This window comes from Adhaeribacter sp. (assembly GCF_057359045.1).
Genome location: NZ_JBMQUD010000143.1, coordinates 1 through 14140, shown reverse-complemented (window position 1 = coordinate 14140; position 14140 = coordinate 1). Strand labels below are relative to the sequence as shown.

The following is a 14140-nucleotide window of genomic DNA, read 5'->3' as shown; positions in this document are numbered from 1 at the left end:
TTGCTTCAATGTAAATTAAAGATGCCAAAAGCTCCTTTTTTCTATTATTCTTACTATTTCATGAAAAACGTTCAAAGCTTCTTCTTTCTCTTATTGCTACTTTTCTCTTCCTGCTTTGCCCTTGCCCAAAATTCACCGGCCCCCTTAAAGCTGATTGATTTTGTACTAACGCCGGACGCCAAAGACTGGCAGTATGCGGTGGGTAAACCGGCTACCGTTGAGGTGCGGTTGCTGCGGTTTGGCGTACCGCTGGAAAACGTAACTGTAAATTATGAAATAGGTCCGGAAATGCTGCCGGCCGATAAAAAAGGAACGTTAACTTTTAAAAACGGAGTAGGTAAGATTGAAATGGGCACCAGTAAAGCACCTGGCTTCCGGCAGTTAGTTGTAAAAACCGATTATCAGGGCCTGAGCTACAGCAACCAGATAAAAGTAGCGTACGCACCCGAAAAAATTATTCCCACCGTCATGTTACCCACTGATTTTAACCAATTCTGGGAACAGGCCAAAGCCGAGGCCGCTAAAATACCTATGGATGCCCGCCTAACGCTATTGCCCGAGCATTCTACACCTACCGTAGAAGTGTACCTGGTAAATCTGCAGAACTACAGAAAAGGACAGCGCTTATTTGGGTACCTGGCCAAACCCAAAGCGCCCGGCAAATACCCGGTTTTGTTCTCGCCACCCGGCGCGGGGGTTAAGCCCATGAGCCCCAGCACCGCTTACGCCGACCAGGGGTTTATCAGCTTTAGCATAGAAATTCACGGCATATCGCCTTTGCTCGATAATCAAACGTATGCCAACATTAGTAATGCTTTTGGGGATTACTGGTTAACCAAGCTCGACGACCGCGATAATTATTACTACAAAAGCGTATACCTGGGCTGTGTGCGGTCGATTGATTTTTTGTGCAGCTTACCGGAATTTGATGGCAGGAATGTAGTAGTTACGGGTGGTAGCCAGGGTGGGGCTTTGGCTATTGTTACGGCGGCTTTAGATAAACGGGTAAAAGCCCTGGCGGCCTTTTACCCAGCCCTGAGCGACATAACAGGTTATTTACACGGCCGGGCTGGTGGCTGGCCCCATTTACTAAGTCCGCGCAACCAACCAGTTAACAACACCCCCGAAAAACTTAAAACCATTGGCTATTACGATGTCGTGAATTTTGCCCGGCAGCTAACCGTACCGGGTTTTTATTCCTGGGGCTACAACGACAATACCTGTCCGCCCACCTCGGTATATGCGGCCGTGAATGCCATAAAAGCCCCCAAAACCATTGCCATTACGCCCATATCCGGGCACTGGCGTTTTGAAGAAACGAACCAGGAGTCAATTGCATGGCTGAAGCAGCAAGTAGAAAAAACGGAACAGCAGGGAAAGTAAGCTTGGCTTTTAGGCTTTTGCCAATGGTGTAAACCTTTAGCCAGATACATTGAAAAAGGTGTGGGCTTTCGCAACACCATTGGCTACGCAGCAAATTCTCCCTTTCAGGGGAGATACAGAGGGGTATTCTAAATAAATCAATTACAACAGTGCAATCTAAACGGCTAACTCCCTTTCGGTCCCCTCAAGGGAACAGTTGCGTTGCAGTTAATGCTTTTCCATATCGTAAAGTTATTGTGAAGAATGCCGGAGAAAAAAGGCGCGGGCAAAGCACGCCCGCGCCAGCATTAAGACAGTTACTCCGGAATAAATTAAGATTTTAATTCCAGCACAATTACCGAGAAAGGCGGTATGGTCACGTTCAGGCTGCTGCCTTTTAGTTTCGCATCTTTAAAGTTTGCCGGTTTTATTTTGTTGGGCTCGTTAAAAGTATTGTGGTCTTGCAGGGTTTTAGCCGTAAGTATGCGCCCGCTCACCGACTTAAATTTAGCGCCATCAATATTTAAAGATATTCCCTGGGCTTTTTTAGCATCAATATTTACGAGCGAAACGTGCACCAAACCATTTTTATCGCGCGAAGCCGAAGCCGAAACAGCAGGTAACTTGGCGTTGCCAACGGTATAATCGTTGCTATTTACGGTAAGGGGCAGGAGCGAAGCATCCTGGTGTACATTATACATCTCCATAACGTGGTAAGTAGGGGTGAGCAGCATCTTTTCTTCTTCCGTCAGGATTACGGCTTGCAGCACGTTAATGGCCTGGGCCAGGTTTGCCATCCGTACGCGGTCGCAGTATTTATGAAAAATATTTAAGGTAGCGCCGGCAATCATGGCGTCGCGCATGGTATTTTGCTGATACAGGAACCCCGAATTGGTGCCGGGTTCTACGTCGTACCAACCACCCCATTCGTCTACCACTAAAGCTACTTTTTTCTGCGGGTCGTACTTATCCATAATGGCGGTATGTTTCTGAATAAGCTCATCCATAAACAAAGCGCGTTGCATGGTGGTAAAATATTGCTGCTCATTAAAAGTGGTAGACGGGCCTTTTTTATCCCAATCGATTACGGAATAGTGGTGCAGGGCTACGCCTTCAATCAAGTTTTTTGGAATATTTTTCATGAGTACCTCGGTCCAGTTGTAGTCGGCGGAATTAGCGCCGGAAGCAATCCGGAACAGCCCGCCGGAGTTGCCCCAATCTGATACAAAGGTGGCGTATTTGCGGTATTCGTTGGCGTAGTAATCGGCGGTCATGTTGCCGCCGCAACCCCAGGCTTCGTTGCCAATGCCCCAATACCGTACTTTCCAGGGTTGGTCGCGGCCGTGTTGCCGGCGCAGTTTAGACATGGGGCTTTCGCCGGCAAAATTTACGTATTGCACCCAATCGGCTAGTTCTTGCACGGCACCGCTCCCCATGTTACCGGCCAGGTAAGGCTCGGTGCCCAGCAGTTCGCACATATTCAGAAAATCGTGCGTACCAAAGCTGTTGTTCTCGGTTACGCCGCCCCACCAGTTGTTTACAATGGTAGGCCGTTGCTCTTTGGGACCAATGCCGTCTTTCCAATGGTACGTATCGGCAAAGCAGCCACCAGGCCAGCGTAAGTTGGGTATTTTTAATTTTTTCAGGGCATCTACCACGTCGTTTCGTATACCGCGGGTATTCGGAATTTTGGTGTTGTTTTCGCCTACGTAAAAGCCACCGTAAATACAGCGGCCTAAGTGTTCGGCAAAATGGCCGTAAATATGGCGGTTAATTACTTTGTCAGGGCTGGTTTGTACTTTTAGCTCGCCGGTATTCTGCGCCCAAACTGCTAAACTGCAATACCACAATCCTACGCTTAATAAAATTTTTTTCATACTACTGCTAAAATTAATCGGGTGATGGAATAATGTACTGAGATTAAAAAACGAAAATAATAGCCAAAAACAAGGTTTAATTTTCTAAGTGTAAACTTAACACCTAAAAGTTAAAACCCGATGCTTTATCGGCAACAAATCTTAGTAGCAGCTTCTGTTTACTAGAAAATATTTCTCTCCGGATTAAATTTACCTTTTAGATTTATGAAAATAAATGCTTCGTTGGGGCTGCAAGCGGTTATAAAATAATCTGATTTTATACCGCTGCAGAAACGCATATTTAATTAAATTTTACCGGTGAGCGCAGATAGAAGAATAAAAATATGGGCAGCACTTACCTGGGATTAGGTATCCAGGCGCCTTTGTTGCCCTGCCAAACCCACATGCGGTGGTTGCCCGCCATTGGTTGTTGCGGTGCCTGGTTGCGGTGGGCCCGCCACATAGCTGTTACAAACGGGTCGAAGGTGGTTGTCTCGGCTTGGGGACGGGGATAGTTGCCCCGGGCACTGGCATACGGGGCGTCTAAGCGCATCCAGCGGTCTACGTAATCGAAATACGCATCGTGGTTCCACAATTTAATGGCTTTTAAATACCGCGCGGCTAAGGCGGTGCCGGTCCAGGCTACCGCATTGCAGCACAAACGGTAACTTTCCGAAGTCTTGTCCCATTTCTCCCACTGTTCAGGCCGCTTTTCTTCGTAGCGATCGCGTTTGCCGTGGTGCATCACCATCCAGTACAAAGCCGTTTGCCCAAACCAGCCTTTACCATAGTACGTTTGGGTATCTTCCTGGAAAAAAGCCGTTTCGGGGAGTTGCAGTAAGGTAGGATTCTCCAGCATTAGGCGGGCAAAAACAATGGGCCACTTGCGACCACTGGAGTGGCCGCCGCCTTCGTTCCAGTAGCCACCTGCCTGGGCTAACCCGTACAAATCAATGCCCCGCTGAATTAAACCAATGGTTAGTTTTTCTTTTTGTTTTTGCGGTACATCCAGCAAAAGCATTAAACTGGCCATGGATACAATGCGGGCATGTTCGCGGCCATAATTGGGGCCATTTTCGTTTGGTACCAGTTCCTGCTGTTCCCAACTCATCAGGTGGTCTAACCAGGGGCGCTGAAGATAGCGTTCAAACTCAGCCCAGTCAGGTACTTCGCCCGCCGCTTTTAGTTTAGGTAGTTTTTGCCAGTTTATATTTTTTGCCCGGAAAATTGGTTTCTCGGTACCGGCGTAAGGTGGCCGGAACGCATCGGGCGGCGGCACGGCAGCTAAACAGGTTAATACGGCGGCGGCTTTCATTACTACCTGGCATTTCTTTTCTGATTCGGGCAAAATATTCTTTGCAAAATTATCGACGGGTAAAGAGGTGTTGCTGATAGAAGAAATTAAGGAACGGTTGGGCGGTAGCTGCAGCGGCAGTTTGATTATATCCTGCGGACTGTAAGAATTGGACCGGGAATCGTAGCTTTGCCCGTTGCCTACTCGCAGTACCACCATGGAGCCGTTGCGCATAGAGGTGTCGGTTTTCAGGCTGGTATCGCCCCAGTGATTAATGTTAATTTTGGATTCTTCTGGTTGCACCGGGCCCGGTGCGGGGGTAATTTTTACAATAGTTACCGGACCAACTACCCACCAATCGCCAGTAATAAATTGTCCGCTCGGCACGGGCTTATCAAAAGTCCAGGTTATGCCGTACTGGCTAATTTCCTGCCGCATCTCAACCTTACCCAAATCAGAAGCACCTGGCCGGTTGCCCGGTAAAACCGGTTTAGAGCAGGAAAGCAGCGCCACGATAAAATAGAGCAGGGTAATTGGCTGGCGTAGCGTGCATATTTTTGAATATTTTATCTGGTTAAACATAGGCATTTTTCTGCTTTGTCCGGAATATGTATGGCGCTTGCGATAGGCTTTTGCTTGTACTAAAAAAATTACCTGGATTTTAATACCGGAATAATGGTTTTTTATGTGATTATTGGGTGAAACTGAAACTAATAAATCTTATTCAACTAACTACAGCTTGATTCAGCGGGTATTAGCGAGCCTGATGTTCTGGGTGTTGGTATATTTTCCCTGTAATAGCATTGCTGCTTAAGCAACTAGAACAGTTTTTGGTACTTTGATTTTTACGGGTAGTTCCGAAATTCTGCTGCAAGCCTATAATATTAAATATTAATGGTTTAAACCAGCTAAAGCTTAAATTTTAAACAATCTTTTCTGCCCACTTTCGCCAAATGATAAATATCATGTCGTAGGTATACGCCCGTCATTACTTAAAAGTGTGCTGGCATTTAATTTTATACTAATACCGTAACCCGGAAAAATCTGGGTATGGTGTCTATATATTTATTATAAAACGCTAAAGCCTAGCCTCATGAAAACGATTCTGGTACCTACCGATTTTTCTAAAAACGCCCAAAATGCGTTGCAGTACGCCGCTGCCTTGGCTTACCAGGTAAGCGGAAAATTAATTATTGCCCACATTATTAACCTGCCGGTTACTCCTGTAGAAAGTGGCATTGTTTTTTCGCCGGATGCCGAACTGGAAGCGGAATATAAAAATGAATTGCAAAAAGCAGCGCAGGCGTTGCGGTTAACCTACGGCTTTCAGCTACAAATAGAAACCGTTTGCCAGTACGGCTATTTTCTGGCCAATTTAAACGAATTGGTAAAAACCAAAGCTGCAGATTTGGTGGTAATGGGTACCCGGGGTGCCACTAACTTTTTAGATAAACTGGTAGGAACCAATACCTCATCGTTTATGAAAGACGCAGCCTGCCCGGTACTGGCTATTCCGGCCGGGGCTATTTTTACTGGTATTAAAAAAATAGCTTATGCTTCTGATTTTGAATCTGATGAAAAGGTATTTCTGGAACAATTATTCTCTTTGGCCGAGCCGCTCCACGCCGAAGTTACCGTAATCAATATTTTAACCGAGCGCCAACTGAATATTTTCTCCGATAACCAGGTAGTCCGGAATATAACCAAAGAGTTCCCGGAAAAGAACTACAGTATTGCGCAAATTCAGGAGAAAAACGTGGTGCGGGCCTTACAGGAGTTTGTAGCCGATAACCACGCCGATGTACTGGCGGTGTCATTGCACGAACGCAGCGTGCTGGAGAATTTATTGCATAAAAGCATTTCTAAACAGTTGGTGTACCAGGCTGCCTTGCCTTTGCTAACCTTACCCGAAAAATCTTACCGGAAACCCGCTTTACAAGTTAAAACTATAGAATATCAGGATTTTACGCTTTAAATGGTGCGACTAAAGCTGCTTTTTAGTAACAAATTTGCCCGGTTTAAAAGCCGGCTGGCACCCTGGAGTAATTAAGTTTATTAGATTAAAATGATTTGGAATTGGTTATGGATAGCGTTGTTTTTGGGGTATGGGATTACCTGCCCCTTAGCGGCCCAGCCAACGAAACCTTGGATACAGGCCCAGCCCGAACTTTTATTAAATAATCGCACGCACTATCAAAAAATTGCGGAAACAAATACCTGGGCCCATTTCCCTCTTACTATTTGCCTAAAGCCCTGGAGTACCGACTCCTACGTTGCTTTGCTGCGAAACAACTTACTTTTAACCGGCGATTTAAGCCAGCCTACCGATTCGGCCACTACTTATTTTGGCCCTGACCTGGTAGCAGCCGTAAGACGTTTCCAGCAAAGGCACGGCCTAACCGCCGATGGCGTAGTGGGAGCCCACACCCTGATGGCTTTAAATGTGCCGCCAGCCGAACGGATAAAACAAATAGAAGTTAACATAAGCCGTTGGCAGGCCCTTGCCGAAACTACTTTTCCGCTGATACTGGTAAATATTCCGGATTATATGTTGTACTTATTTTTACCCAATGGGCAGGTAATCTGGCAGACAAACGTAATTGTAGGCCTTTCTGGTAAAGCGTACCAAACCGTGCCGCTGGCTAGTAAAATTAGTTACCTGGTACTACAGCCCAGTTGGAATGTGCCCAAAAGCATTATTCAGCGCGAAATATTGCCACTCCTGAAAACCGACCCCCATTACCTGAACCGTAACCACATGACCTTGTACCAGCAAGATAATAAAGGCAATAAACTACCCCTAAACCCCAGTACGTTAAATGCGAGTACCTTAGATGCTAATAAATTAACGGTCATTCAAAGCCCTGGCCCCGGGAATGCCTTGGGGAAAATAAAATTTATTTTTGCCAATCCGTACGATATTTACCTGCACGATACTCCGGCTAAAAACTTGTTCTCTCATCCGGTGCGGGCTTATAGCCACGGCTGCGTGCGGGTGCAAAATCCCGAAAGACTAGCCACTTATTTACTTAGCCCAGATTGGCAAAATCCGGTGCCGGCCAATGTACTGCGACAAAATACCCCCGATAAAATAATGTATTTACCCAAGCCTGTGCCCATCCAGTTAGGTTATTTTACCGCCTGGGTGGCTGCCGACGGCACCCTGCAGTTCCGCAACGATATTTACCAACGCGATAACTTAATTTCTTTTAATCTTTAACCGAATACAAATTTTACCTATATGGCTACCCCCGTTTTAGAACCTGTTTTACCGGCACCGCAGACCCAAACCAACGCTACCGAAGAGCGCTATTTTTTAGAAGGTCCTCATTCCCGGAAACGCGAATTCTTTTTTCTGCTGAAAGTAATGCTGGAGTTTATCCGGGGTTTTCGGGCTTTGCATTTTATTGGCCCTTGTATTACCGTATTTGGCTCGGCTCGTTTCGGGCAGGAACATCCGGCTTATAAGCAAGCCCGAGCCACCGGTTACGCCCTGGCCCGACTAGGTTTTACCACCATGACCGGGGGCGGACCCGGTATTATGGAAGCGGCTAACCGGGGCGCTAAAGAAGGTGGTGGGCTATCGGTAGGGTGCAATATTTTACTGCCCCACGAACAACACCCTAATCCTTACCTCGATAAATGGATTAACTTTAAATATTTCTTTGTCCGGAAAGTATTGCTCTCTAAATATTCTTACGGGTTTGTGGTAATGCCCGGTGGGCTGGGTACGTTAGACGAATTTTTTGAAGCCTTAACGCTTATCCAAACCCGAAAAATGAAAAAGTTTCCGGTGGTGCTGTTGGGCAAAGATTACCATGCCGCCCTGTACGACCATTTTGTGAAAATGGCCGCCGAAGGTACCATTAACCCCGAAGATTTAAATTTATTTTTGCTTACCGATTCGGTAGAAGAAGCCGTGGCCCATCTCGAAAATTACGCCATTGCGCCTTTCGGCCTGAAACGCCGTAAACTCGAACCTCTGGCCTGGCTGGGAGAAGAAAAATAAGTATTCTGGGTAAGATTTCGGGTTGGGAATATTAACCGCACCTTAGTTAATCTGCGAGGGAAAACCGGTTAAAAACGGCCAGGTTTTCCTTCGTAGCGGAAAAACAAAAAAGCACTGCTCGCTGCGGTGCTTTTTTGTTTTTCCGCATTAAATCTAAAAATTATTGCGCTTGTCTAGCACCTCTGATTAACTCTTCTAAAACCTTTCTTTTTATCTAAAGCTATCTTTTCGGTGGCTGTGTATTGGCAAACTAGTTCCGGCTGCAGTAGCCTGCCCGGTAGTATTTAACGCTTAATAACAGTGCTAATTTTTTTCGATGCAGGCCGGGTATCGCGGTTCTGCGCGCTCGGCTGCTTAAGCTAATCTTAAATAATTATAAGTTAGGTATTTAACTGGTAAAATTTGGCATTCAGGGCTTTAGTTCTGTCGCTGGTCTACAATTATTTTTAGCGGCCTGTTTTATTGCCCAACTTTGTACTGCTGCCGGGTAAAGTGCCTGATATTCAAGATATAGAATAAACCAATCAAGTAGTTTTTAACTGCAACCGAAATATCTCTAAAACCAATCGCTAAAACTATAAAACTATGAAAACCGAAAAAATTTTATTCGCCAATTTCCCTGCCGATGGACATTTCAATCCGCTTACCGGGCTAGCTGTTCATTTAAAAAGCCTGGGCCACGATGTGCGCTGGTACACCGGTCGGCGGTACGAAGAAAAGATTACAAGCCTGAATATTCCGTATTATCCTTTACAGCATGCCCTTGATTTTTCTTCAGCCGATATAAATACCTTATTCCCGGAGCGGGAAAATTGTAAGAGCCAGGTAAGTAAACTTAAATTTGATATTGAACACGCCTTTTTACGCCGGGGCCCCGAATATTACGACGACATAAAAGAAATAAACGAAACCTTTAACTTCGATTTGCTCATTGCCGATATTGCTTTTACCGGGATACCGTTTGTACGCGAAAAATTGCACAAACCCATTATTTCGGTGGGCGTTTTTCCGCTGGCCGAAACCTCGAAAGATTTAGCTCCTAATGGCTTGGCTATTACTCCATCTGTTAGTTTCTGGGGCAAACGCAAGCAAGATTTAATGCGCCTGTTTGCCGACAAAGTTTTATTTGCCGAATCGAATAAATTAATGCGGCAAATATTTAACCAGTACGGCATTAAACACGAGAATTGCAGTTTGTTTGATATGCTTTACCGCAAATCTGATTTGGTATTGCAAAGCGGTACACCTGGCTTTGAGTACCAGCGCAGCGATTTAAGCAAAAATATTAGGTTTATAGGGCCATTGCTGCCGTACAGTAAAAAACAGAAAGCCGGTTTCCGGTACCACGAAAAAGTAATGGCTTACCCCAAGGTTATTTTGGTTACCCAAGGCACCGTAGAAACCGACCCGGAGAAAATTTTAATTCCAACCTTAGAGGCTTTTAAAAACAGCGATCGGCTGGTAATTGCCACCACCGGCGGCGCGGGTACGCAGGTATTAAAAGAGCGGTATCCGCAGCAAAATATTATTATTGAAGATTTTATTCCGTTTAACGAAGTAATGCCTTTGGCCGATGTGTACATAACCAACGGTGGTTACGGCGGCGTGTTGCTGAGCATCCAGAACGAGTTGCCCATGGTGGTAGCCGGCGTACACGAAGGTAAAAACGAAATAAATGCCCGCCTAGGTTATTTTAAACTGGGCATTAACCTGAAAACCGAAAACCCTACACCGGAGCAAATGCGCTTAAATGTAGAACAGGTACTCGCTAACCCGGTGTATAAAAACAATGTTGTAAAGCTGAACCAGGAGTTTAACCAATACAATCCCTTGGCTTTGTGCGAAAAATACGTGACTGAAGTTTTAGGCGAAAAAATGGGTTCTAAAACTATAGAAAAAGCTAAAGTATTGCCGGCTATCAAATCAGAAAAAGAAGTAGCGATTGCTTAAAGTAAAGCAACTGTACGTTTTTTAAGTAAAAGTAAACCCTAAAAAAATAAACCACCCTGGCCGTTGCATTAGTAACAGCTAAGGTGGTTTGTTTTTTATGTGATGTTACCCGCCGCAGCGGCTTTATATTTAAACGTTGGCAACAGCAGCGACCTGTTTTTGTATGATATTAGTTTCTTCTTCGGCCAGGGTAACCAGTTTTTCCGGCAAAGTTAAAAGGGGAATCTGGTGTTGATAGAGTATTTTCTCAGAAACGCTGTCGTGTAAAATGGTTTCCAGGAAATCACGTTGTCGGAGCGAAATGGCCAGTACATCGGGGTGCTCTGTATTTACATATTCCCAGATACCAGCCACTACTTTCGCATGCTGCATTTGCACTACTTTAAAATCTGTAGCGGGCAAACCAGCTTTTATTTCTTCCAGCACCTGGTGGTCTGCTACAATATCTAATTGTTCGTCGGTTTTAATATTTAAAACGGTTAAGGCCAGGGCGTAAGTTTTAATAAACCGGTGCAGTGGGTTCAGAAATAAGCTTTCTTCGCGCTCCAGGTCAGAGGCATAAACAATGGTTTTAATTTCCTGGTAGTGGGTTTGGGCCGGAATTGCCAATACCGGGCAACTGGCTTCGCGGATAAAAGTAGCCGTTTGGGTGCCAAAAACCTTACGGCCCAGGGTGTTGGCGCCTTGGGTGCCCATTACCACCAGGTCTACGCCTTTGCGTTGCACCAAAGATCTTAAATGCGGAATAAGTGCCCCGTGCACACAAACCATTTCTACAATAAAAGTAAAACCATGTTCCCGGCGTATTTGGGCTGCCAGTTGGTTTAACTTCTCGTAATAAAAAGGTTCTAAGCGGGCATCGGGCCGCATAACTACTTTGCCCCAGTCGTCGCTGAAAACCTGTAAATCTATGGCGTGTACTATAATTATTTTGCCTTTGGCCTGGCGGGCCATGGCGGCAGCGTAATGTAAAGCATTATTTGCGTTATCGGAAAAATCGGTCGGAACCAGTATCGTTTTCATAAACCTGAAATTATTAGAGTTTACCTTTATTTGGTTTTGCGTAGAAAGGTGTCTCGCTGCTTTTTCAAAGGTAGAAAAGCCCTATGGCGTCGCCAATGATGTTGGTTAGTAACCCCGCTGATAAATATCAGTAGATTGGTCTGGACGGGAAAGCAATTTTACAGGCGTAAATTGTTGGATAAACGGATTTTAGCTGCCCGTGCCAGCCTCTATAAAAGTGAAAATGTAATAATAATCCGGGTTTAGATTTAGCGGTTAATAGAAGAGCACTTAAATAAAAAAATTACTATATGTAAAAAGAATTACCTATTCTTATAAAATAAAACAGGCTTTCCTTTATCATTAGTCATTATATTTTTATTTAAATATTTTCTATGTCACAATACAGCAAGTGGTATCATCCTTATGATATAAACGAGAAATACAGCGAGCGGGTAGCTTATTTTAGTATGGAGTTTGGCATACACCAGGCCCTGAAAATTTATTCGGGCGGTTTGGGTTATTTGGCCGGGTCGCACATGCGCAGTGCCCGCGACCTGCACCAGAACCTGATTGGCATTGGCATACTCTGGAAATACGGTTATTACGACCAAGTACGCAACGACGACCAAACCATGCGGGCGCAGTTCATGGAAAAATATTATACTTTTCTGGAAGATACCGGCATTAAAGTACCCGTAACCATTCATGGCAATACTGTTTGGGTAAAAGCCCTGGTGTTAAAACCCGAAAGTCTGGGCACGGTGCCCTTGTATTTACTTACCACCGATATTCCGGAAAATGATTATTTAAGCCAGACCATTACGCATAAATTATACGATGCCGATGCCGCCGCCCGCATTGCCCAAAGCATTGTACTGGGGGTAGGTGGAGCCAAAGTGGTAGAGGCTTTGGGCGGGGCAGCCATTTACCACATGAACGAAGCCCATGCTTTGCCGTTGGCCTTTTACCTCTACGAAAAATGCCGCGACTTAAACGAAGTAAAAAAGCGCCTGGTATTTACCACTCATACCCCCGAGAAAGCCGGTAACGAAGAGCACGAAGTGTATTTACTGAATAAAATGACTTTCTTTGGCGGGGTGCACGTAGATGAAGCCCGTTTTATTACCGGTATGCACGGCAATATGTTTAGCCATACGTTGGCGGCCCTGCGGTTGGCCAAAGTGGCCAACGGTGTATCACAGTTACACGGTGAAGTAGCCCGCGACATGTGGGCCGGAAATGAGAATATCTGCGAAATAAAAGCCATTACCAACGCGCAAAATGTACCTTTCTGGCAAGATGTAGAACTGCGCCAAGCCCTGGATGCCAACAACGACGAAGCCCTGGTACAACGCAAAGCCGAAATGAAAAAGCCTTTGTTTGAGGTGGTAGCCGACCAAACCGGTAAATTATTCCGGACCGATGTGCTGACGATTGTTTGGGCCCGCCGTTTTGCCGGTTACAAACGCGCCGATTTATTACTCCGCGATTTACACCGTTTCTTCGATTTAATTAGCCACGAAGGCCGACCCGTACAGGTAATTTGGGCCGGCAAACCTTATCCCTTCGATCAGGGTGCTATAGATGTGTTTAACAAACTGGTAAAGCTATCGGTTGGTAAAAATAATTTTGCGGTTTTAACCGGTTACGAGATTGAGTTATCGCGCAAATTAAAAATGGGGGCCGATATTTGGCTGAATACACCGCGTCGTCCGCGCGAGGCCTCCGGTACCAGCGGCATGACGGCCGCCATGAACGGGGCTATAAACTTTACCGTACAAGATGGCTGGATTCCTGAGTTTGGTCGCCACGGCGAAAACAGCTTTTTGTTTCCGGTGGTAGATACCTCGTTGCCGGAGTTTGAGCAGGACGAACAAGACTATAAAAACATGATGCAGATCCTGGAAAACGATATTATTCCGGCTTATTACCAAAAACGCAGCCAATGGCTACACATCATGAAACAAAGCATGCGCGATGTTATTCCTATGTTCGGTGCCGACCGCATGGCCGACGAATATTACCGCCATATATACCAGGTAGCGTTTACTGATAAAGGAAAGTAGTCCTTAGTTCTTAGACTAGAATAGCCGTAAAATATTTATTTAAAATCTGCCACGTATCTAAAAAGCCTCTGCTGTTTATCGCCAGAGGCTTTTTATTTAAACCAGTGGTTGGGTTAAGCAAGCCGTTAAACAAATAATCATTCCTGGCTCTTTTAAAGGCTAATCTGGTAGGGGTAAATACAAAGTACTTGTAAATAGAATGGAGCAAGTTTTCAAAAGATGCACAAAGCACCTCAATTTTCACCTTTAGCGGTTCCTAAAAGTTTCCCTGCCAGATTAGCTCCAGGAGATGGGGGAGTGGTCTGACGGTTATTAAATTACAATACTTTTTATTTAAGTTGCTGTGGTTAACCCTTCCGCCCTGCGGGCACCTTCCCTAGAATAGGGAAGGAGTTGCGGCTGAACCGGAATGTTGCAAAATGGCTGGATTGGGAAAAAGAAGTTTTTGGTTCGTGTAATCCTCCCCCTACCCCCTCCGAAGGGGGACGTTCAATGCTGTGAAATATGCTTGCTTAAATTATTGAGTTAAATTAGAACAGCGGTAACTAAGAGGTAATTACAGCAGTCGGTGGAGTGAAGACCTTCTGGAAGATTCTCT

At 45.3% G+C, this 14140-nt stretch carries 9 protein-coding genes; 6 read left to right on the top strand and 3 right to left on the bottom strand.

Annotation, left to right across the window (positions count from 1 at the left end; genetic code table 11):
* Positions 1 to 60: 60 nt before the first annotated feature.
* Positions 61 to 1383 (top strand): acetylxylan esterase, encoded by a 1323-nt coding sequence (locus ACO1R6_RS22245; RefSeq protein WP_486267450.1) that lies wholly within the window; start codon positions 61 to 63, stop codon positions 1381 to 1383.
* Positions 1384 to 1694: 311 nt separating this feature from the next.
* On the opposite strand, the gene ACO1R6_RS22240 is transcribed toward ACO1R6_RS22245, so the two are convergent.
* Entirely contained in the window at positions 1695 to 3239 is a 1545-nt protein-coding gene (locus ACO1R6_RS22240) for an alpha-N-arabinofuranosidase (protein ID WP_486267448.1), read from the bottom strand.
* A gap of 334 nt (positions 3240 to 3573) precedes the next feature.
* Complete coding sequence (locus tag ACO1R6_RS22235; RefSeq protein WP_486267446.1) at positions 3574 to 5094, bottom strand: hypothetical protein; 1521 nt, start codon at positions 5092 to 5094, stop codon at positions 3574 to 3576.
* A gap of 511 nt (positions 5095 to 5605) precedes the next feature.
* Between ACO1R6_RS22235 and ACO1R6_RS22230 the strand changes: the two genes are divergently transcribed.
* From ACO1R6_RS22230 to ACO1R6_RS22215, 4 genes are all read left to right on the top strand, one after another.
* The gene (locus ACO1R6_RS22230) at positions 5606 to 6487 is read left to right on the top strand and encodes a universal stress protein (protein WP_486267444.1); all 882 of its coding nucleotides are present in this window, start codon (positions 5606 to 5608) and stop codon (positions 6485 to 6487) included.
* 90 nt (positions 6488 to 6577) lie between these two features.
* Entirely contained in the window at positions 6578 to 7732 is a 1155-nt protein-coding gene (locus ACO1R6_RS22225; RefSeq protein WP_486267442.1) for a L,D-transpeptidase family protein, read from the top strand.
* A 21-nt stretch (positions 7733 to 7753) separates the two neighbouring features.
* Positions 7754 to 8521 (top strand): LOG family protein, encoded by a 768-nt coding sequence (locus ACO1R6_RS22220; RefSeq protein WP_486267440.1) that lies wholly within the window; start codon positions 7754 to 7756, stop codon positions 8519 to 8521.
* 585 nt (positions 8522 to 9106) lie between these two features.
* Positions 9107 to 10471 (top strand): glycosyltransferase, encoded by a 1365-nt coding sequence (locus ACO1R6_RS22215; protein WP_486267438.1) that lies wholly within the window; start codon positions 9107 to 9109, stop codon positions 10469 to 10471.
* A gap of 129 nt (positions 10472 to 10600) precedes the next feature.
* Here the strand turns inward: ACO1R6_RS22215 and ACO1R6_RS22210 are convergent, their stop codons facing one another.
* Positions 10601 to 11494: a universal stress protein gene (locus ACO1R6_RS22210; protein ID WP_486267435.1), complete on the bottom strand. Its 894-nt coding sequence runs from the start codon at positions 11492 to 11494 to the stop codon at positions 10601 to 10603.
* A 374-nt stretch (positions 11495 to 11868) separates the two neighbouring features.
* Between ACO1R6_RS22210 and glgP the strand changes: the two genes are divergently transcribed.
* Positions 11869 to 13542: an alpha-glucan family phosphorylase gene (gene glgP / locus ACO1R6_RS22205; RefSeq protein WP_486267433.1), complete on the top strand. Its 1674-nt coding sequence runs from the start codon at positions 11869 to 11871 to the stop codon at positions 13540 to 13542.
* Positions 13543 to 14140 lie beyond the last annotated feature (598 nt).

Coding starts and splice junctions, on each gene's coding strand:
- ACO1R6_RS22225 (WP_486267442.1), top strand. CDS start 6,578: ATGATTTGGAATTGGTTATGGATAGCGTTGTTTTTGGGGTATGGGATT.
- ACO1R6_RS22210 (WP_486267435.1), bottom strand. CDS start 11,494: ATGAAAACGATACTGGTTCCGACCGATTTTTCCGATAACGCAAATAAT.
- ACO1R6_RS22235 (WP_486267446.1), bottom strand. CDS start 5,094: ATGTTTAACCAGATAAAATATTCAAAAATATGCACGCTACGCCAGCCA.
- ACO1R6_RS22245 (WP_486267450.1), top strand. CDS start 61: ATGAAAAACGTTCAAAGCTTCTTCTTTCTCTTATTGCTACTTTTCTCT.
- ACO1R6_RS22215 (WP_486267438.1), top strand. CDS start 9,107: ATGAAAACCGAAAAAATTTTATTCGCCAATTTCCCTGCCGATGGACAT.
- glgP (WP_486267433.1), top strand. CDS start 11,869: ATGTCACAATACAGCAAGTGGTATCATCCTTATGATATAAACGAGAAA.
- ACO1R6_RS22230 (WP_486267444.1), top strand. CDS start 5,606: ATGAAAACGATTCTGGTACCTACCGATTTTTCTAAAAACGCCCAAAAT.
- ACO1R6_RS22240 (WP_486267448.1), bottom strand. CDS start 3,239: ATGAAAAAAATTTTATTAAGCGTAGGATTGTGGTATTGCAGTTTAGCA.
- ACO1R6_RS22220 (WP_486267440.1), top strand. CDS start 7,754: ATGGCTACCCCCGTTTTAGAACCTGTTTTACCGGCACCGCAGACCCAA.